We start from the raw sequence: 20,300 nt of genomic DNA on the forward strand, positions 1-20,300 counted from the left end.
CGTCGGCGCTGCCGTAGCTGGGGGAGGCACGCGGTATCGCGTTGGGCTGGCTCCTGAAGGGATATTCGGTGAGGGCGGGCGTGTTTCCATTTATTGATCGCGGCAGTCGGCACATCGTCGTTGTCGCCACCGTCGTCGCCATGTTGGCGACCCTGATGATTGCGATGCCTGCGGCGTCCGCATCCACCGATCCGTGCGCTCCTCCGGTCAACGTGATCGCCTGCGAGAACAGCAAACCGGGAACACCGAGCTCGGTGTGGGACATCGACGGGGTCGGCGACCCGACGGTTCAGGGCTTCGCGACCTCGATCAGTGTCGACGTCGGCGATCAGATCGGCTTCAAGGTCCGGACCGAGGCGTCCGCCTACACGATCAAGGTCTACCGCCTCGGCTGGTACGGCGGCGACGGTGCCCGGGAATGGGCGACGCTGAACCCGACCCTGCCGCTGGCACCCAACGACGACGCGGACTGCGTCCACGCCACCGACAGCCAGATCTTCGACTGCGGTACCTGGCAGGTCGGTGCCACCTGGGACGTGCCGGTCGACGCGGTCTCCGGTGTCTACATCGCCCGCGTCATCCGTTCGGACACCGGCGGGGACAGCCACATTCCGTTCATCGTCCGGGACGACACCAGCACCTCGGAGCTCGTGTTTCAGACCTCCGACACCACCTGGCAGGCCTACAACCGGTACGGCGGCGCCGATTTCTACTGGGGCGCAGGTGGCGGTCCGTTGCCCCGCGCCTACAAGCTGAGCTACAACCGGCCGTTCGCCACCCGGGGGGCTCAGCAGGGGCGGGACTTCCTCTTCTCCAACGAGTACCCGATGATCCGCTTCCTGGAGCGCAACGGGTACGACGTCAGCTACATCAGCGGGCTCGACGCCGACATCCGTGGCGAGCTGCTGCTCAACCACGAGGTGTACGTCTCCGTCGGGCACGACGAGTACTGGTCCCCGCAGCAGCGGGCCAACGTCGAGGCGGCCCGCGACGCCGGTGTCCACCTGGCCTTCTTCACCGGCAACGAGGTCTACTGGAAGGTGCGCTGGGAGGACAGCGTCGACGGTAACGGCACTGCGTACCGCACCCTGGTCTGCTACAAGGAGACCTGGGACAACGCGCGGATCGACCCCTCGGACGAGTGGACCGGCGTCTGGCGCGATCCGCGGTTCCCGACCGGCGAGACGCGCGAGCCGGAGAACGCGTTGGTCGGCAACCTCTACATGGCCAACAACACCGACCTGGCCATGCAGGTCCCCGCCGAGCAGGGCAAACTGCGCTTCTGGCGGCACACCGGGGTGGCCGACCTGGCTCCCGGGCAGACCGCGACCCTGGCTCCGCACACGGTCGGCTACGAGTCCAACGAGGATCTGGACAACGGCTTCCGGCCGGCCGGTACCTTCCGGCTCTCGACGACCACCGGTTTCACCCCCGAGTACCTCGTCGGCTACGGCCCCGACAACAAGCCGGGGGACACCACCCATCACATGACGATGTACCGCGCGGCCAGCGGTGCGCTGGTGTTCGGGGCCGGCACCATCCAGTGGTCGTGGGGCCTCGACGCCTACCACGACGGTGGGTCGGGTGCGCCCGCCGACGAGGCCATCCAGCAGGCGACCGTCAACCTCTTCGCCGACATGGGTGCCGAGCCGACCACGCCGATGCCCGGCATCATGGTGACGAGTGGGTCCACCGACGTGCTGGCGCCCACCGTCACCATCACCGGGCCGGCCGACGGGGCCTCCGTCGCGCACGGCGCGCCGATCACGGTCACCGGGACGGCCTCGGACGCCGGTGGCGGTCTGGTCGCCGGCGTCGAGGTCTCCACCAATGGTGGCGAGACCTGGCATCCGGCCACGACCGGCACTCACTCCTGGACCTACGAGTTTCTGCCCACCGACACTTCCGCCCAGGTGGTGCTGGCCCGAGCCGTCGACGACAGCGGCAACCTGGGTGCGCCGTCCGAGCCGGTCACCCTGTCGGTCTCCGGACCGTACTCGCTGTTCGGCCAGGCGGTGCCGGACACCCCGGCGTTCGTGGAGACGGTGGACGGCTCCCCCAACGGCACCCCGCTGAGCACCCAGCCGGCGGTCGAGGTCGGGGTGCGCTTCACCCCCCAGATCGACGGACTGATCACCGGTCTGCGGTTCTACAAGGGCGAGGGCAACACCGGCGAGCACCGGGGCACGCTGTGGAGCAACGGCGGTTCGGTGTTGGCCACGGCGGTGTTCACCGAGGAGACCGACACCGGCTGGCAGCAGGTCAGCCTGCCCGCACCGGTGCCGGTCTCCGCCGGGACCAGCTATGTCGTGTCCTACTTCGCGCCGAACGGGCGGTACGCCAGCGACGCTGGTTTCTTCCTGACCGACCATGTCTCGGGACCGCTGGTGGCTCCCGGTACCGAGGGCACCGTCGGCAACGGTGTCTACCGGGAGGACGAACCCGGCTTCCCGAACGGCTCCTGGGGTTCGACCAACTACTACGCCGACGTGACCTTCGTGACCGCCGCCAACGCGCCGCCGACGGTGTCGTCGACGGCACCGATCGCCGACGCGGCGAACGTGCCGGCGGAGGTGACCCCGTCGGTGGTGTTCAGCAAGCCGGTCGACGAGTCCACGATCGCCTTCACGCTGGTCGACGCGGACGACGACCCGGTGCCGGGCGCGGTCAGCTACGACGAGGAGGCCCGCCGGGCCACCTTCACCCCGGTGGTGCCGCTGGCCGAGCAGACGACCTACACCGCGACGGTGTCGGCGCGCGACGACGCCGACGTACCGATGAACGCGCCGTACTCCTGGTCGTTCACCTCGACCTTCGCCGCCGACGTGGTGACCCTGTTCGAGACCGGGGCCACGCCGCAGACCACCGCTTCCGGCGAGAACCTGCCGGTCGAGGTGGGGCTCAAGTTCACGCCGTCGGTGGACGGGCAGGTCGTGGGGATGCGGTTCTACCGTGGGCCGGGCAACACCGGTAGTCAGGTCGGCCGGTTGTGGCCGGTCGGTGGTGGTGCGCCGTTGGCGGAGGTGACGTTCCCGACCGGTGGCGGTACGGGTTGGCAGGCGGCGGCGTTCGCGGAGCCGGTCACGGTGTCGGCGGGGACGACGTACGTGTTGTCGTACTACGCGCCGAATGGTAATTATGCGTATGATTCCGGGTTCTTTGTGTCGGGGTACTCGCGGGGTCCGTTGAGTGCGCCGTCGGGGGAGAACGGCATCTACCGCTACGGCGCCGGTGGCGGCTTCCCGACCGAGACGTACGGCTCGGCGAACTACTGGATCGATCCGTACTTCCTGCCGACCGGCGGCTCGACGTCCCCGACACCGTCACCATCGCCCACCAGCGGCGGCGGAGGGGCGGAGGGCACCGCGCCGGCGGTCTCGGCGACCGTACCGACCTCCGACGCCACCGCGGTGGCGGCGCAAGCGGTCGTCTCCGCACTCCTGGACGCCGACATCGACGTCCCGTCGCTGGAGTTCGAGCTGCGTGACGCGGCGAACGCGCTGGTCGCCGGCACGGTCGCCTACGACGAGGCGACGCGGCTGGCGACGTTCACGCCGAGCGCCGCGTTGCAGTCACTGCACACCTACACCGCCTCGGTGTCGGCCAGCAGCGCCGGCACGGCGATGGCCCAGCCGCACACCTGGTCGTTCACCACCACCTACGGTGACGACGTGGTGAGCCTCTTCCCGCCCGACGCGGTCCCGCAGCAGTCGTCGGTCGGGGAGAGCGCCGCGGTGGAGCTCGGGGTCAAGTTCACGCCGTCGGTGGACGGGCAGGTCGTGGGGATGCGGTTCTACCGTGGGCCGGGCAACACCGGTAGTCAGGTCGGCCGGTTGTGGCCGGTCGGTGGTGGTGCGCCGTTGGCGGAGGTGACGTTCCCGACCGGTGGCGGTACGGGTTGGCAGGCGGCGGCGTTCGCGGAGCCGGTCACGGTGTCGGCGGGGACGACGTACGTGTTGTCGTACTACGCGCCGAATGGTAATTATGCGTATGATTCCGGGTTCTTTGTGTCGGGGTACTCGCGGGGTCCGTTGAGTGCGCCGTCGGGGGAGAACGGCATCTACCGGTACGGCGCCGGTGGCGGCTTCCCCACCGGAACGTACAACTCGGCGAACTACTGGGTCGACCCGTTGTACGTCCCCGACACCGGGGCGGACACCGGCCCTGACCCGTCGCCGACGACGAGCCCGTCGCCCGACGGACCGGGGTCGTCGCCGTCCCCGACGGTGTCACCGACCGGGTCGCCGACCCCGAGCCCGACCGCGGACCCGTCACCGACCGGGACGCCCTCGCCGAGCCCGGAGCCGACGGTCGGCCCGACCGCTCCACCGGCCCCGGCGGTGCACATCTTCGGCCCCGACGACGTGCCGACCGCGGTGAACTGGACCGACGACGACGCCGTCGAGGTGGGTGTCCGGTTCCGGTCCGACGTCGCCGGGCAGATCACCGGGGTCCGGTTCTACAAGGGCCCGGCCAACACCGGTACGCATCGCGGCTCCCTCTGGTCGGCCGAGGGCGTCCGGTTGGCGACGGCGGTGTTCGTCGACGAGACGGAATCCGGCTGGCAGACCGTCACCTTCGACCAGCCGGTGCCCATTCTCGCGAACACCACCTATGTGGCCTCCTACCACACATCGGTCGGCCAGTACGCGGTCACCGCCAACCAGTTCCAGACGGCCGAACTGGACCGGTCACCGCTGCACGTGCTGGTCGGCGGTGGTGCCTACCACTACGACCCGTACGGCTGGGTGTTCCCCGGCCACTCGGTCAACCACAACTACTGGGTGGATGTCGTGTTCACGCCTAACTCTTGAGGGCAGTCGCGGCGACGCCGTTGAATCATCGGCAGGGCGGCTTCGCCGCGACTGAAAGGGACATGGGTGCGCATCCTCACTTGCCTGCACACGATGGAGATCGGCGGGAGCCAGATCAACGCCATCGAGATCGCGGCAACCGTCGCCGGGCTCGGCCACGAGGTGATCGTCTACGGTCCGGACGGCGACCTGCGGAGCATGGTCGACGAGTGGGGCCTGGAGTTCGTCCAGGCCCCGCCCAAGGGCGAAGCGCCGTCGCCGCGCAACGTCGCGGCCATCGGTGAGGTCGCCCGCCAGCGCGGTGTCGACCTGGTGCACGCCTACGAGTGGGCCCCCGCCCTGGAGGCCGCGTACGGCGCGTATCTGCGCCGGGGCGTACCGCTGGTGGTCACCGTGCTCTCCATGGAGGTGCCGGCCTGGGTCCCCCGGCATCTGCCGCTGATCGTCGGCACCGAGCAGATCGCCGCCCAGGAGCGTCCCCACCGGGCCGAGGTGCACGTCATCGAGCCGCCGATCGACACCGCCGCGAACGCCCCGGTCGCCGACCCCGGGCCGGCCCGTCGCGCCCTCGGCATCGCCGACGACGAGATCGCCGTCGTCTCGGTCTCCCGACTGGTGCCGGAGCTGAAACTCGAAGGGCTGCTCGCCGCGACCCGGGCGATGGCCGGGATCGACCCGGGGCTGCGGATGCGGCTGCTGATCGTCGGCGACGGCGAGTCCCGCGCTCAGATCCAGCAGGTGGCCGACAAGACCAACGCGGAGGTGGGCGCCGAGGCGGTCACCCTCACCGGTGCCATGCTCGACCCGCGCGACGCGTACGCCGCCGCCGACATCGTCATCGGCATGGGGTCGTCGGCGCTGCGGGCGATGGCCTTCGCCAAGCCGGTCGTCGTGCAGGGCGAGCGGGGGTTCTGGCTGCCGCTCACGCCGCAGACCCTGCCGGTCTTCCTCGATCAGGGGTTCTACGGGCTCGGCGACGGCACCGACGGCACCGATCGGGTCGCCGCAGCCCTCACCGAACTCGGCACCGCCGACCCGGAGCACCGGGCCGAGCTGGGCGAGTTCGGCCGCCGTACGGTCGTCGACCGGTTCAGCCTGCAGGCCGCCGGACGGCGCCAGGCGGAGATCTACGAGCAGGCGATCGCCCGCCGGCTGAACCTGGCCCGGCGGGCCGGAGCGTTGGCCCACCCGACCGCGCACCTGGTCAACTTCAAGGCCAGCCTCGCCCGGCAGCGGTTCGCCGCCGGCCGGCCCACGACCAGGAGCGGCAGTGACAGCTGAGGCGACGGCACCAGCCCCGCTCGGTGCCCGGGTCCGCCGCGCCCTCGCGTGGAGCACCCTCAACAGCATCGCGCTGCGGATCGGCAGCCTCGGGGTCGGCGTACTGCTCGCCCGGCTGCTCGCGCCGGAGGAGTTCGGCGTCTTCGCGGTGGCACTGACCGTGCAGACCATCGTGATGTCCCTGGCCGATCTCGGCATGAGCGCCGACATCATCCGGCACGGGGTGCAGGGCCGCGCCGGCACCGTCACCACCATCTCGCTGCTGACCAGCATCGGTCTGGCCGGTGCGATGTCGCTGGCCGCCGGCCCGGTGTCGGCGGCGATGGGCAGCCCACAGGCCACCCCGGTGGTGCAGGTGATGTCGTTGACCCTGGTGCTCAGCGGCCTGTCGGTGGTGCCGTACGCGGTGATGCAGCGGGAGTTCCGCCAACGCGCCCAGCTCGGCCTCGACGGCGCCAGCCTGGTGCTGAGCACCACGGTCACGGTCGGCCTGGTGCTGCTCGGCTTCGGGGCCATGTCGCTGGCGGTCTCCCGGGTGGTCGCCCAGTCGATGGTGACCGTGCTGCAGTTCGTCCTCACCCGGTCCCGGCCGGTGTTCGGATTCGACCGGGCCGTCGCCCGCAGCCTGCTGCGCTTCGGGGTGCCCCTGGCCGGCGCCAACGTGCTGTCCTGGGTCGTGATGAACGTCGGTCACCTGACCGTCGGTGCGACCGCCGGCGCGTTGCTGCTCGGCCTGTACACGTTGGCGTTCAACATCTCCACCTGGCCGATGAGCGCTCTCGGCGTGGCGATCCGGGCGGTGGCGCTGCCGGCGTTCGCCACCGTGACCGAGCCACGGCGCAAGGCCGCCGGGTTCGTCTCGGCCGCCGCGCTGACCTGGACGGTGGCGCTGCTCGTCGGGGTGCTGCTGTCCGGGCTGGCCAGCGTCGTGGTGCCGGTGCTGTACGGGCAGCGCTGGTCGATGGCGGCCGACGCGCTCGCCGGGCTGGCCTTCTTCGGCGCCTTCCGGGTGCTGTTCGACCTGATCGCCACCTTCCTCATCGCCGTGGGGGCGAGCCGGGCGTTGTTCGTCGCCCAGGTGGTCTGGCTGGTCGCTCTCTTCCCGGCGGTGATCCTCGGCGTGCGGTGGTACGGGCTGGCCGGTGCCGGGGTCGGGCACGCGCTGGTCTGCGCGGTGATCATCCTGCCGATGTACGCGGTCGCCCTGCGCCGCTACGGCGTACGGTTGCGGTCGTTGACCGGGGCGCTGGTGCTGCCGCTGGTGGTCGCGGTGCCGGCGGTGGCGCTCGGGCTGCTGGTGGTACGCGCGGTGCCGGGTGCTCTGTGGCAGTTGCTGGCTGGTGGCGCGGTGATGACGGTGACCTTCGTCGGCCCGCTGCTGCCCTGGCTGCGACGTCGACTGCGCGAGCTGAAGGCGGCCGGTGAGGGTGCCGAGCAGCCCTCGGAGCCGACGACATCCGGTCCGACGACATCCGGTCCGACGACGGCCGACCCGGCGGTGTCCGGTCCGGCGACGTCAGGTCCGCCACCGCCGACGCCACCCGGCGCGACGACCCCCCTGGCCACGACAGTGGCCGGCCGCTGACGGCAGGGGCGGCCAGGCTTGGCCGACAGTGACCGTGCGGTAGATCCCGAAAGAGGTTGACGTGCCTGTGCCAGCCCACCGCCCGCTGCTGCCCCGTACCCGGGTGCCAGCCCCGGTCCCGGCCGGTGATCCGACCCGCCTCGCGCGGGTGTCCGTGATCATCCCGAGCTACAACTACGGGCGGTTCCTGCCGTCCAGCGTCGGCAGCGCCCTCACCCAGGCCGGTGTCGAGACCGAGGTCGTCGTCGTCGACGACCGGTCCACCGACGACACCCGCCAGGTGCTGGCGGCGCTGGCCGTCGACGAGCCACGGCTGGTCGTCGTGCACAACGAGACCAACCATGGGCCCTGCGTCGCGTTCAACGACGGGCTGGCCGTGGCGACGGGCGAGTTCGTCGTGCGGCTCGACGCCGACGACCTGCTGACCCCGGGGGCGCTGCACCGCGCGGTGCGGTTGTTCGACGAGTTTCCCGAGGTGGGCCTGGTGTACGGCCACCCGGTGCACTTCCACGGGGAGGTGCCGACCGCCTTCCGGGCCGAGCCGACCGGCTGGACGATCTGGTCCGGCGAGGACTGGATCGCGCAACGGTGCCGGCTGGGCGTCAACTGCATCACCACCCCGGAGGCGATGGTCCGGGCCAGCGTCTACGCCGAGGTCGGTCCGTGGGACAGCCGGATGCGCTACGCCTGCGACATGGAAGCCTGGATGCGCGCGGCGGCGGTCTCCGACGTCGGGCACCTCGACGGCGCCGACCAGGCCTGGCACCGGGAGCACGCGGCCAGTGTCAGCGTCACCGACGCCTCCGGTCGGCGGACCGACCTGATCGAGCGGCGGACCGCCTTCGACGTGCTTTTCGACGGACCCGGCGGAAAACTGCCCCGGGCCGGGCAACTGCACGACCTGGCCCGCCGGGCGTTGGCCACCGAGGCCCTCGAATCGGCCTGCCACGCCTACGACCGGCGGCTGACCGACCGTGAACCGGTCGAGTGGTACGTGGAGTTCGCCCTGGCGACGTACCCGCAGGCGCAGCGGTTGCCGCACTGGCGTGGCCTGCAGCGACGGCGTGCGGTCGGGCCCCGGTTCGCGCCGCTGGTGCCGGGCTTCGCCGCCAGCGTGGTCCGCCGTCGGCTGCGTAACGACGCCCGGTACCGCACCTGGAGCCGGCACGGCGTCTGAGGGCCGGCGGCTGCGCGCGAGTGGTCAGCCGGCGGCCCGGGGGTGGGTCAGCCGGCGGCCAGCAGCGGCTGGTAGAAGGCGGTGAGATCGTCGCGGAGCCCACTGACCGTGTAGCGGTCCCGGATCGCCGACGAGGCGGCCGCGGCCCGCTTGGCGAGCATCTCGGGTTCGTCTGCCCAGGTGGCGCAGGCCTGCTCCACGGCGCGGGCGAAGGCCAGCAGATCGCCGTCGGGTACCGGCGCGCAGTGGGCCGGGTCGAAGAACTCCCGACCGGCCAGGCCCGGGTAGCCGACCACGTACGCGCCGCAGGACATGGCCTCGGCCGGCGGCATGCCGAACCCTTCACGGTCGCTGAAGCTCAGGAACAGGGCACAGTCGCGCATGATCTGCGCGGTCTGCTCCTCGGTCCGCCCGGCGATCAGCGTGAGCTCCCAACCGTCCAGCACGTTGCGCGACCGCAGGATGTGCAGCAGTTGGTCGCGTTCGTCGGCCCGGCGGTGCCCGACGTAGGCGATGCGTCGCCGCCGGGGCCAGTCGCCGGGGGCGAACACGTCGGGGTCGACGACGTTGCGGGTCAGCCGTACCGGGATGTCGGGGAAGGCGTAGCTGAGCAGATCGACGTTGTCCTGCGAGACGGCCAGCAGCGCGGTCATGCCGGGCAGCCCGGCGTACGGTGCCCCGGGGCCGGAATCGGCGTACGGAACATGGTCGAAGGTGTCGTAGGCCCGCTGGTTGAAGACCACCACGCGCGGCCCGCGCGGCATCGCGGCCAGCCCGGGGCCGTACCACTCGGGCACCACGAGTATGTCGGCCGGGCCGAGGGTGGCGGCCGCTGCCGCGATCACCGGCGTGCGGTTGGCGAACCAGGTGCAGCGGAACCCGGGTTCCTTGTGCATGACGTAGGCCGGGACGCCCAGCTCGGTGAGCAGGTCCACGTGCCGGTAGATGACCCGTACCCCGCCGCTGGGCCGGGGGTTGTCCGGGGCGAGGTAGTAGACCGTCGGCGTACCGGCGCTGCTGGTGGTGGTCCGGAAGGCGGGCACCTGTCGGCGGTTCAACTCCGCGGCGGCGAGGCGGGTCCGGACGAAGCCTTTGGTCTGGCCCGCGAGACGGTCGATCACGTGAGGCTCCGCACAGCGGGGAAACGATTACGGCAGTGATCGTACCTGGGCTGCAATCATGGCTTCGACTACTGTCCCGGACATTGGTCAACTGAACACGGACCGTAATGGACAATGCGGACGGTCGTGGCGGTGGGCGGTTGTTGGCATCGAGTGCTCCGCTCACTGTGGTTGTCCGACTACGTACCGTTCGAGAGGTTGTTCATGGTCGTCGCCCCCGGAACCCGCCGGCCGCGCCGCCGGGGGACCCTGATCGTCGCCGCGGCCATCGTCGGTGCGCTCGTCGTTGCCGGCACCGCCTGGCTGATCGGCACCTTGACGCGGGGTCCGGTCGCCGCCGGGATCGCGCCGGGCACCGTCGCCACCGCCGGTGGCGCGGGAGCGACGCTGCGCCCGGTCGACGGCGGCCCGGACTTCTACTCCCGGTTCTCCCCGTCGCTGCCCAGCGACCCCGGGTTCTTCCCGATCGGCGTCTGGCTGGAGAGCGTCACCGACCCGGCGGACACCGCCAAGGACATCGAGATCGGCCTCAACACGTACGTCGAACTGACCGCGACCACGAACCTCGACCTGGTCCGCGCCGCCGGGATGCACACCGTCACCAGCCCGATCGGTGAGCACGGCGACGAGACCGGTGGCTGGCTCATCTCCGACGAGGTCGACATGTGGGCCGGGCCGGGCGACGACCCGTGGACCGGCAACTTCCCCGGGCAGGGCGACATCTGCCAACCCGCCGACGGCGAGTGCGGCTACACCGTGCAGCGGGACATCCTCGCCCGGCTGCCCGCCGACGACCGGCTCCGGATGGCCAACTACGGCAAGGGAATCGCGTTCTGGCAGAGCGACGCCGACGCCGCCCGCTTCGTCAACGAGTTCGCCGACGTCGTCTCCGTCGACACCTACTGGTTCACCGACCGAGGCATCTGCGGTCACAGCGAGGGCGGCCGGTTCTTCGACCCCGACCAACTGACCACCGTCGACGGTGCCGAGCGGCTGCCGGCCGAGCTGTGCCACCGGGCCGCCAACTACGGCCGCACCGTCGACCGGGTCCGTTCGCTGGTCTCCCCGCCCGGCAGCCGACCGGTCTGGAGCTTCGTCGAGGTCGGGCGCCCCTTCAACGAGGAGCACTACCCGACGATCACCCCCGAGGAGGTCGTCGCGGCGGTCTGGAGCAGCATCATCCACGGCGCCCGTGGCATCGTCTACTTCAACCACAGCTTCAGCGGCCCCTGCCAGAGTCAGCACGCCCTGCGGGAGCCCTGCTACGCCCCGGTGCGGTCGGCCGTCGCGGCGGTCAACGCCCGGATCACCGGACTCGCGCCGGTGCTCAACGCGCCGTACGCCGACGGGGTGGCCAGCGTCTCCGCCGGCGTCGACCTCGCCACCAAGTGGTACGACGGCCACTACTACCTGCTGGCGGGCTCGGCCGGTGGCAGCGTCGCCGAGGCGACGTTCCAACTGCCGTGCGTGGGTGACGCCCGGATCACCGTCCTCGACGAGGACCGCACCCTGCTCGCCGACGACGGCCGGTTCACCGACTCGTTCATCGACGGCAACGCCGTACACATCTACCGGGTCGACGGCGGTTCCAGCTGCGGCGCGTACTGACCGTCGGCCCCAGCCGGTCGGGTCAGCCGGTCGGGTCAGCCGGTCAGCGCGGCCGGTCGGCTCAGCCGGTCAGCGCGGCGATTGCGGCGCGGCGCACCGCCAGCGGCGTCCGCGACTTCGCCGAGATCATCACGGCCACGTCGGCCGGGTCGATCCCGGCCACGAACCGGGCCACCGACGCCTCGTCGAGCGGCACCTCGTCCCAGTACGCGTGGCAGCGGGTGTCGGTAGCGGCGAATCCGGTCGCGGCCCGGCCGCCGAGCACCTCGTCGACGTAGACGCCGTACAGCGTCCACTCGGAGAAGTGCAGCTGAGCGCCGACGGCATCGGCCCACTGCCGGCCGGTGGCCGACTCGATCCGGTGCAGCAACCCGCGGACGACCGCCGGATCCCAGGCCAGCAGCGACGACACGTAGTCCGGGTAGGGCGGTGGTTGTGCCGGTAGCCCCAGCAGCTCACGGGCCACCTCGTGCCACCGGACGTGCCGCGGCAGCCGTTGGTCGACCTCACCGGGTTTTCGGTAGAACCGCACCACGTCGTCACGCCGGAACGTCGTCGCGTCGAACGGCCGGACGAATTCGATGTCCGAGTCGACCAGCACCACGACGTCCGCCGGGATCCGGGCCGAGGCCGACAGTTTGATCATCTGCTGCAGGATCCAGCCGCGCAGCGGTGGGAACGGCCGACGCAGGTTCACCGAGTACTTCGTTCCCGGCACCGACCGGACCGCCGACGGCAGGAACTCCGCCTCGTCGTGCAACACCGTACGGTCGCCCCGCAGCGCACCGAAGCGCGGCAGGTCCGCCCGGGGCACGACGATGTGGTGGCGTACCGAGTCGGGGGAGTGGGCCAGCACCGAACGGTGCAGCGCGGCACACAGGTCGAAGTCCGGGCCGAAGCTCGGAGTGACCACGGCAAGCTCGGTCAAGATGGTCTCCTTCGTCGTGTCACCGGACCACCGCCGGGGACCAGGCGTCGTGCACCAGCACCTGCGGCGAGCCCGAGCCGTCGGCCGGAACCCGCCACACGTCACTGGTCGCCGCGCCAGCGCCACCGCTGCGCGGCAGGCCGTAGACGACCTGGTCGTCGTCGAGCCACTCGACCTGGTCGTCGACGCTGCGGGTCTCGGCCAGCACCGTCTCCGCGCCGGTCGCCAGGTCGTACACGGCCAGCTGCCACTGGCCCGGCGGCAGGTCGCCGCGCTTCTTGAACGCCACCCGGGTGCCGTCGGGCGACAGCGACGGGCATTCTGCGTCGGCGCGCAGCGCGTCCACCCGGCGGCCGCTGGCACTGCCCTCGACCAGCCAGGTCGTGCCACCCGAGGCGGCGGTGGCGTAGAACCGGTCGTCGTCGGCGAAGGTGACGCCCCACAGGTTCTTGTCGATCGCGGTGACCAGTTCGCCGTCGACGTAGAGCGGGAACTGCTCGATGTCGCCGACCACCGCGCCGCCGGTGCGGCTGATCACCGTACGGGTGGAGAACTCGCCCGGGTTGGCGTAGGAGTCACCGGCGACGAACGACGTGGTGGCGGCGAGGGTGCCGGCCCGCGACAGTCGGGCCCGCGACGGGATGCCGGTGAACGGCAGATCCTGCGTCGGGGCGAACTCGGCGTCGAGCAACTGTGCCCGGTAGACGGTGAGCAGTCCGCGTTCGGCGGACAGGCAGATCGACTGGGTGCGGGTCGCGTACACCCGCTCGCAGGATCGGCCGGTCAACGCCCGCGGCCCGTCCGGGTCGCTCAACGGGGTCACCGCGACCTCGCCGTAGCCGTCACCCAGCGCCGTGGAGCGGAACACCAGATGCGGCTGGTCCCGGACCGCCGCCAGGTCCGTCCGCACCGGCACCGGGGTGGCCTGCGCCTGTACCCGGGCCTGTGCCTGCCGGACCTGCCAGACGTAGCCGCCGGCGCCGGCCGCCGCCAGCAGCACGACGGCGACGAGGATCGCCAGCCGGGTCCGCAGCCCCATCCCCATCAGGACCCACCCACCGGTACGGCGTCGCCGGCCGCCGGCGCCCGGTCCACGCCGCGCAGCAGCCAACCGGCGGCCGGGATGGCGACGGTCAACGCCGCCGCGAAGACCAGCACCGCCGTACCCGGCCCGGCGGCCGACCAGAGCAGCCCGAAGGCGACCGAGGCGGCGAACCGGGTCAGCACCACCACCGTCTGCGCGGCGGCGATCCCGCTGCCCCGCGCCTGGGCCGGCATCAGCTTGGCGACCAGCGCCGCCAGCACCCCGTCGGTGGCCGCGTAGAAGACCCCGAGCAGCAGCAGGACGGCGACGGTCAGCCCGACACCGCCGGCCGGCGCGGCGGCCAGCAGGTAGCAGGCGAGCAGCGCGCCGTGCCCGGCGACCATCACCTTCGCCCGGCCCACCCGGTCGGCCAGCCGTCCCATCGGCACCGCCAGCAGCAGGTACGCCACGTTGGTGCCGACGAACAGCAGCGGGAAGTACAACGCGGCGAACTCGTCGCGGTCCTGCAACGTCAGGTAGAGGAACCCGTCGCCGACGGTAACCAACCCGAGAAGTCCGGCGGCGAGCAGCGGCCGACGCAGCCGGGCCCCGGTCACCTCGGCCACCATCCGCCGTACGCCGAGCCGTGCCGTCCCGGCGGCCGTGGCCAGGTTCGGCACGAACAGCACCAGGACCGCCACACCCACCAGCGCGAACGCGAACGACACCCCGAACACCGAGTCGTAGCTGCCCGGCACCGCGGCGAGCAGGGCGAACGCGACCAGCGGGCCGAGCGCGGCGCCGAAGGTGTCCAACGCCCGGTGGACGCCGAACGCCCGGCCCAGCGCCGCCGGGTCCGACGACGCGGCGATCAGCGCGTCCCGGGGCGCGGTCCGCAGCCCCTTGCCGAGCCGGTCCATGGTGATCACCGCGGTGATCGCGGCGAAGCCCTGCGCCGGCAGCATCGCGATCCGGCTCAGAGCCGACGCCACGTACCCGGCCACCGCCACCCACTTGGGCCGCCCACCCCGGTCCCCGGCGTACCCGCCGGCGATCCGGACCAGGGCACTGACCCCCTGGTAGACGCCGTCGAGGAAGCCGTACGCCACCGGGCTGAGCCCGACCACCACCGTCAGGTACAGCGGCAGCACCGAGGCGACCATCTCCGAGGAGACGTCGGTGAGCAGGCTGACCGTGCCGAGCAGCAGTACGGTGCCGGACACCCGCCGACGGACCTGGCGACCCGGGGTGTGTTCGTCCGCGCCGGGACGGTCGCGCAGGGTGACATACACGGCCGTACCGCTCAGGCTGCCAGCGCGGCGGCCAGCACCTCGACGACGCGGTCCTGCTGCGCCGTGGTCAGCTGCGGGTAGATCGGCAGCGACAGCAGCTGCGGGGCGGTCGACTCGGCGTGCGGGAACGACCCGGCCGGGTAGCCGAGGTCGGCGAAGGCCGGCGTCAGGTGCACCGGCACCGGGTAGTGGATGGCGGCACCGATCCCGGCCGCGTTCAACGCGGCCAGGACCGCGTCGCGACGCTGCGCCCCACCGGGCACCCGGACGCAGTAGATGTGCCAGACGTGCACGTTGCCGGCCAGCGTCACCGGGCGGACCACGTCGAGGTCGGCCAGCAGCGTGTCGTAGCGGGCGGCGATCGCCCGACGCCGGTCGTTGCCGCTGGCCAGCCGGGCCAGCTTGGCCCGCAGCACCACCGCCTGCAGCCCGTCGAGGCGGCTGTTGAAGCCGACCACCTCGTGGACGTACTTGCGGACACTGCCGTGCGCCGACATCCGCCGTACGTCGGCGGCGAGCCCGGCGTCGGCGGTGACCACCGCCCCGGCGTCGCCGTACGCGCCGAGGTTCTTGCCCGGGTAGAAGCTGGTGGCGGCGATCCCGTCGGCACCGGCGCCGACGCCGTGGCGGGTGGCGCCCTGGCACTGCGCGGCGTCCTCGACGATCGCGATCTCCTGCCCGGCGGCGGACCCGCCGGCGAGCCCGGCCCGCAGCCGGGGCACGTCGGCGAGCTGGCCGTACAGGTGCACCGGGGCGATCGCCCGGGTCGCCGGGGTGACCGCGGCCAGCGCGGCGTCCACGTCGATCAGGTACGTCGCCGGGTCGCAGTCGACCAGCACCACCCGGGCACCGGCCCGGGCGACGGCCTCGGCGGTGGCGATGAACGTGTTGGCCGGCAGGATCACCTCGCTGCCCGGCCCGACCCCGACCGCCCGCAGGGCCAGCTCCAGCGCGTCGGTGCCGTTGGCCACGCCGACACAGTGCGGTACGCCGCTGAACGCGGCGTACTCGGCCTCGAAGGCGGCGACCTCGGCACCGCCGATGAACGCGGTGCCGGCGATGACCCGTTTGAAACCGGCGTCGACCTCCTCGGCCACTTCGGCGTGGGCGGCGGCCAGGTCGACGAGGGGGATGCTGCTCACGCGGGACTCCTCAACTGGGACTCGTTCGTTCGGTCGGCCGGGCCGTGGGCCAGGCGCAGGAACCGGGCCGGCGCGCCGACCCAGACCTCACCGGTAGGCACGTCGCGCAGCACCACCGCGCCCATGCCCAGCTGTGACCAGGCACCGACGGTGACACCGTCGCGCAGCAGCGCGCCGGCCCCGACGTAGACGCCGTCGCCGAGGCGGACCCCGCCGCCGAGGCGCACCCCGGAGGCGATCGTGGCGTACGACCCGATCAGGTTGTCGTGGGTCAGCACCACCTGCGGCATCACCGCGACGTGCGCGCCGACGGCGACGTCGGCGGTCAGGTCCACCCCGGCCAGCAGCACGCTGCCCGGCCCGACGGTGCAGCCGACGCCGACCCGGGCCGCAGGGTGCACGATGGTGGCGTACCGCTGCTGCGCCAGGCCGAACCGGTCGACCAGCCGCTGCCGGGACCGGTAGTCGCGGGGGTTGCCGACGCAGACCACCACGGCCGCGTCGGTCAGCTCGGCGACCAGGTCGGTGCCGCCGATCACCGGGACGTCGACCCGCCGGGTGCCGTGCAGCGCCGGGTCGTCGTCGAGGAAGCCGCGCAGCCGCCAGGTCGGCGTCACCGCGTTGACCGCCGCGACGGCGGCGGCGGTCTCCCGGGCGAAACCGCCGGCACCGACGATCAGCAGGTCCCTCATCGGCCGGCCAGTTTGCGCAGCACCGCGACGATGTGGTCCTGGTCGGCCTCGGTGAGCGCGTGGTGCAGCGGCAGGATCAGCGAGTCGCGGGTCAGCCGCTCGGTCACCGGCAGCGGGGCCGGGGTGACGTGGGCGTACGCCGGCTCCAGGTGGGCGGCCATGATGCCGCGCCGCGCGGAGACCCCGGCGTCGGCCAACCCGGCCAGTACGTCGTCGCGGGTCACCCCGTACGCCGGGTCGATGCGCACCCAGAACGACTGGTAGCTGGTCTCGCCGTACGCCGGGTCGACCACCGGCACCAGCCCGTCGATGTCGGCCAGCAGCGCGTGGTAGCGGGCGGCCAGCGCCCGGCGGCCGGCGATCAGACCGGGCAGCCGGCCCACCTGGACCAGGCCGACGGCGGCCTGGATGTCGGTCATCCGGTAGTTGAACGCCGGCTCCAGGTACGCCTCCAGCACCGGTTGGGCGCTGGCGTGCCGGTCGGCGGCGGAGACGTTCATGCCGTGTTCGCGCAGCCGGCGCAGCCGGACGGCGCCGTCGGCGTCGTCCAGCGTCAGCATGCCGCCCTCCCCGGTGGTGATCACCTTGCGCGGATGGAACGACCAGGCCGAGATCGCCGCGCCGGCACCCACCGGCTGCCCGTACGCGCGGGAACCGGCCGCGCAGGCGGCGTCCTCGATCAGCGGTACGCCCCAGCCGGCGGCCGCCGTGCGCAGCGCGACCGTGTCGAACGGCACGCCGCCCTGGTGGACCGCGATCACCGCCCGGGTACGCGGCGTGCGGACCGCCTCGACCGTCTCCACGGTCAGGTTCCCGGTGGCCAGGTCGACGTCGGCGAAGACCGGCTCGGCACCGGCGTGGCGGACCGCGTTGGCGGTCGCGATGAACGACAGCGACGGCACGACGACCTCGTCGCCGGGGCCGACGCCGTGCAGCACCAGCGCCAGGTGCAGCGCGGTGGTGCAGGAGCTGACCGCGACCCCGTGGTCGGCACCGACGGCGGCGGCGAACTCGCGTTCGAACTGCGCCACCCGGGGGCCCTGGGCCACCCAGCCGGAGCGGATCGCCGCGGCGGCGGCCTGCTCCTCCTCCTCGCCGAGCATCGGCAGCATGACCTGGATGCGGCGCGGACTGGTTTCGCTCATACCGGCTGGCTCCAGTTCTTCGTCTGCATCCGCTCCAGCGCGCCGGGCTGCTCACGCAGCAGCCGCTGGAAGTACTCGAGGGTGTGGCCGATCCCCTCGGCCAGCGACACCCGGGGCGCGAAGTCGATGGTCTTGCGCAGCTTCGAGGTGTCCACCCACAGCCGGGGCACGTCGGCCGGGCGCGGTGCCTCGAAGACCGGTTGCAGGTCGGTACGGCCGACCGCCTCCAGCACCGTGCGGGCCAGCAGCCCGATGGTCAGCTCCTCGCCGTACCCGAGGTTGACGACCTCGCCGACCAGCTCGGTCGACTCGGCGACCCGGGCCAGCGTCTCGACGCAGTCCTTCACATAGAGGAAGTCCCGGGTGACGCCGCCGTCGCCGAAGACCACCGGTGGCTGCCCGGCCAGCGCCCGCAGGATGAACCGGGGGATCACCTCACCGGAGTCGCCCTCGAAGTGCGAACGCGGCCCGTAGTTGTTGAACGGCCGGACGCAGACCACTGGCAGGCCCCAACACTCCAGGTACGAGCGGGCGTAGTGCTCACCGGCGAGCTTGCTGCTGCCGTAGACGGTCAACGGCCACGGGGTGGTCTCCTCGGTGATCGGGAACTCCAGCGCCCGGCCGTAGATCTCCGAGGTCGACACGTACAGCAGCCGGGACACCTGGGCGGCCCGCGCCGCCTCCAGCACGTTGAGCGTGCCGAGGGCGTTGACCTGGTGGTTCTCCACCGGGCTGTGCAGCGAGTGGCGTACCCCGAGACAGGCCAGGTGGAACACCACGTCGACGCCGGTCATCGCGTCGACGCAGGTCCGCGGGTCGCAGATGTCGCCCTCGATCACCCGCATCGACTCCGCGCCGGGGAACGCCAGGTTCTCCCGGGTGCCGTTGCGGAAGTTGTCCAGCACCACGACCTGCGCCCCGAGCGAGACGAGATGCTCGGCCAGGTGCGAGCCGATGAAGCCGGCACCACCGGTCACCAGGACGGTGGCGCTGGCCAGGTCCACGGCCGGGGCGGTGCCTGCGGCGGGGGAGGATGCGACGGTCATGCGGCGGACTCCTCGTCCAGCGGGATCATCGTGCCGCCGGCGGCGAGGCTGCGGGTGGCGGCTTCCAGGATGGCCAGCACCCGCAGGCCGGAGCGGCCGTCGGTGAGGGCGGGGGTGCCGGTACGGATGGCGCGGGCGTACTCCTCGACCATCGTGCGCAGCGCCTCCCGTTCGGTCAGCGCCGGGGCGACCATGTCGCCGGAGCGGTACGACACCAGCATGTCGCGGCGTGCCTCGGAGCCGAGCTCGTCGGAGGTGGCGACGTCGACGCCCCGGTCGAACAGGGCCAGCCGCTGGCCCGGGTTCAGGTCGTCCCAGACCAGGGTGCGCTTGGACCCGCCGACGATCGTCGTTCGGATCTTGACCGGGGAGAGCCAGTTGACGTGCACGTGGGCGATGGCGCCGGTGCTCAGCCGCAGCGTGAGGTACGCCACGCAGGCCCGGCCGGCGCCGATGCCGTCGGCGCCGTGCGCCGCGACCGCCACCGGGCGTACCCCCGGCGGCAGGATGAAGTCGAGGATCGACAGGTCGTGCGGGGCGAGGTCCCAGATCACGTCGATGTCGCGCTGCACCAGGCCCAGGTTGATCCGTACCGAGTCGAGGTAGTGCAGCTCACCCAGCTCACCGGCGTGCAGCATCTCGCGGATCCGCAGCACCGCCGGGGTGTAGCAGTAGGTGTGGTCGCACATCAGCGTCAGACCACGCCGCTCGGCCTCGGCGACCAGGGTGGCGCCGTCGGCGTGGTTGGCGGCGAGCGGCTTCTCGACCAGCACGTGCTTGCCGGCCCGCAGCGCGGCGGACGCGACGTCGAGGTGGGTGCCGGCGGGGGTGGCGATCGCCACGGCCTGCACCGTGTCGTCGGCGAGCACCTGCGCCAGGTCGTCGGTCGCGCCGATCGTGGAGTAGTCGCCGAGCACCGTACGGGCCCGGCCGAGATCGAGGTCACAGAGCCAGCGCAGCCGGAACGCCGGGCTGGACATGAAGTTGCGGACCAGGTTAGGGCCCCAGTAGCCGGCGCCGATGACGGCTACGCCGATGGGCTCGTCCGGCGTGGCAGGCGGATGAGTCACGGATGTCCATTTCGTCGGGGGGCGTGTGACCCGGACACGGCCGGGAGACCCGGGCCACCGAAGGGCGTGTGCGCAGCCCACCGGCCGGCCCGGCGGAGAGGGTCCGTCGGCGAAGCTACCGAGCGTTGCCGTCCCGACGCTAGCGCTGTGACGTAAACCCGGCACAACCGCGAGGCCACGAGGTACCTTCGGTGACCCGGGCCCGCCTGTCGGCCAGTGCCGGCCCGGAGAGTCGGCCGCCTCGTGCTCGGATCCTCGGGCCGTGCCGGGGTGCCGGGTCAGCTTCCCGACATCGGTGCCGGCGGCGAGCGCCTACCGTGTGCGCCGCACCTCCGGCAGCTCTGACACACTGCCGGTGACCAGGGAGGATCACTG

At 72.1% G+C, this 20,300-nt stretch carries 14 protein-coding genes; 5 read left to right on the plus strand and 9 right to left on the minus strand.

The genetic code is table 11. The annotated features are described in order from the left end of the window. The first annotated feature begins 140 nt into the window (after positions 1 to 140). The 4 genes from O7608_RS11505 (at position 141) to O7608_RS11520 (ending at position 8,857) form a co-directional block, all read left to right on the plus strand. Entirely contained in the window at positions 141 to 4,814 is a 4,674-nt protein-coding gene (locus tag O7608_RS11505) for a DUF4082 domain-containing protein (protein ID WP_289209941.1), read from the plus strand. A gap of 66 nt (positions 4,815 to 4,880) precedes the next feature. Further along, a complete protein-coding gene (locus O7608_RS11510; RefSeq protein WP_289209942.1) occupies positions 4,881 to 6,095 on the plus strand; it encodes a glycosyltransferase family 4 protein in 1,215 nt (404 codons plus the stop codon). Next, the gene (locus O7608_RS11515) at positions 6,085 to 7,680 is read left to right on the plus strand and encodes a lipopolysaccharide biosynthesis protein (protein ID WP_289209943.1); all 1,596 of its coding nucleotides are present in this window, start codon (positions 6,085 to 6,087) and stop codon (positions 7,678 to 7,680) included. Before O7608_RS11510 ends, O7608_RS11515 begins: the two co-directional genes overlap by 11 nt. A 61-nt stretch (positions 7,681 to 7,741) precedes the next feature. After that, positions 7,742 to 8,857, plus strand: coding sequence for a glycosyltransferase family 2 protein (locus O7608_RS11520; protein WP_289209944.1), 1,116 nt, complete (start codon positions 7,742 to 7,744; stop codon positions 8,855 to 8,857). 47 nt (positions 8,858 to 8,904) lie between these two features. Here the strand turns inward: O7608_RS11520 and O7608_RS11525 are convergent, their stop codons facing one another. Beyond that, positions 8,905 to 9,978: a glycosyltransferase gene (locus tag O7608_RS11525; RefSeq protein WP_289209945.1), complete on the minus strand. Its 1,074-nt coding sequence runs from the start codon at positions 9,976 to 9,978 to the stop codon at positions 8,905 to 8,907. 171 nt (positions 9,979 to 10,149) lie between these two features. Between O7608_RS11525 and O7608_RS11530 the strand changes: the two genes are divergently transcribed. After that, a complete protein-coding gene (locus O7608_RS11530) occupies positions 10,150 to 11,586 on the plus strand; it encodes a hypothetical protein (protein ID WP_289209946.1) in 1,437 nt (478 codons plus the stop codon). A 61-nt stretch (positions 11,587 to 11,647) separates the two neighbouring features. On the opposite strand, the gene O7608_RS11535 is transcribed toward O7608_RS11530, so the two are convergent. The 8 genes from O7608_RS11535 to O7608_RS11570 are packed head-to-tail and all read right to left on the minus strand — an operon-like array spanning position 11,648 to position 19,925. Then, entirely contained in the window at positions 11,648 to 12,514 is an 867-nt protein-coding gene (locus O7608_RS11535; protein WP_289209947.1) for a DUF6492 family protein, read from the minus strand. 19 nt (positions 12,515 to 12,533) lie between these two features. Continuing rightward, on the minus strand, positions 12,534 to 13,559 hold the full coding sequence (locus tag O7608_RS11540; RefSeq protein WP_289209948.1) for a TolB family protein: 1,026 nt from the start codon (positions 13,557 to 13,559) through the stop codon (positions 12,534 to 12,536). Next, a complete protein-coding gene (locus O7608_RS11545) occupies positions 13,559 to 14,830 on the minus strand; it encodes an MFS transporter (RefSeq protein ID WP_289209949.1) in 1,272 nt (423 codons plus the stop codon). Before O7608_RS11545 ends, O7608_RS11540 begins: the two co-directional genes overlap by 1 nt. 11 nt (positions 14,831 to 14,841) lie before the next feature. Beyond that, entirely contained in the window at positions 14,842 to 15,972 is a 1,131-nt protein-coding gene (locus tag O7608_RS11550; RefSeq protein WP_289209950.1) for a DegT/DnrJ/EryC1/StrS family aminotransferase, read from the minus strand. After that, complete coding sequence (locus O7608_RS11555; protein WP_289209951.1) at positions 15,969 to 16,664, minus strand: acetyltransferase; 696 nt, start codon at positions 16,662 to 16,664, stop codon at positions 15,969 to 15,971. The genes O7608_RS11550 and O7608_RS11555 overlap by 4 nt, the downstream gene beginning before the upstream one ends. Continuing rightward, a complete protein-coding gene (locus O7608_RS11560) occupies positions 16,661 to 17,809 on the minus strand; it encodes a DegT/DnrJ/EryC1/StrS family aminotransferase (protein WP_289209952.1) in 1,149 nt (382 codons plus the stop codon). The genes O7608_RS11555 and O7608_RS11560 overlap by 4 nt, the downstream gene beginning before the upstream one ends. Then, positions 17,806 to 18,855: an SDR family NAD(P)-dependent oxidoreductase gene (locus O7608_RS11565; RefSeq protein WP_289209953.1), complete on the minus strand. Its 1,050-nt coding sequence runs from the start codon at positions 18,853 to 18,855 to the stop codon at positions 17,806 to 17,808. The genes O7608_RS11560 and O7608_RS11565 overlap by 4 nt, the downstream gene beginning before the upstream one ends. After that, positions 18,852 to 19,925, minus strand: coding sequence for a Gfo/Idh/MocA family protein (locus tag O7608_RS11570; RefSeq protein ID WP_289209954.1), 1,074 nt, complete (start codon positions 19,923 to 19,925; stop codon positions 18,852 to 18,854). The genes O7608_RS11565 and O7608_RS11570 overlap by 4 nt, the downstream gene beginning before the upstream one ends. Positions 19,926 to 20,300 lie beyond the last annotated feature (375 nt).

The organism is Solwaraspora sp. WMMA2056 (assembly GCF_030345095.1).
GTDB lineage: Bacteria > Actinomycetota > Actinomycetes > Mycobacteriales > Micromonosporaceae > Micromonospora_E.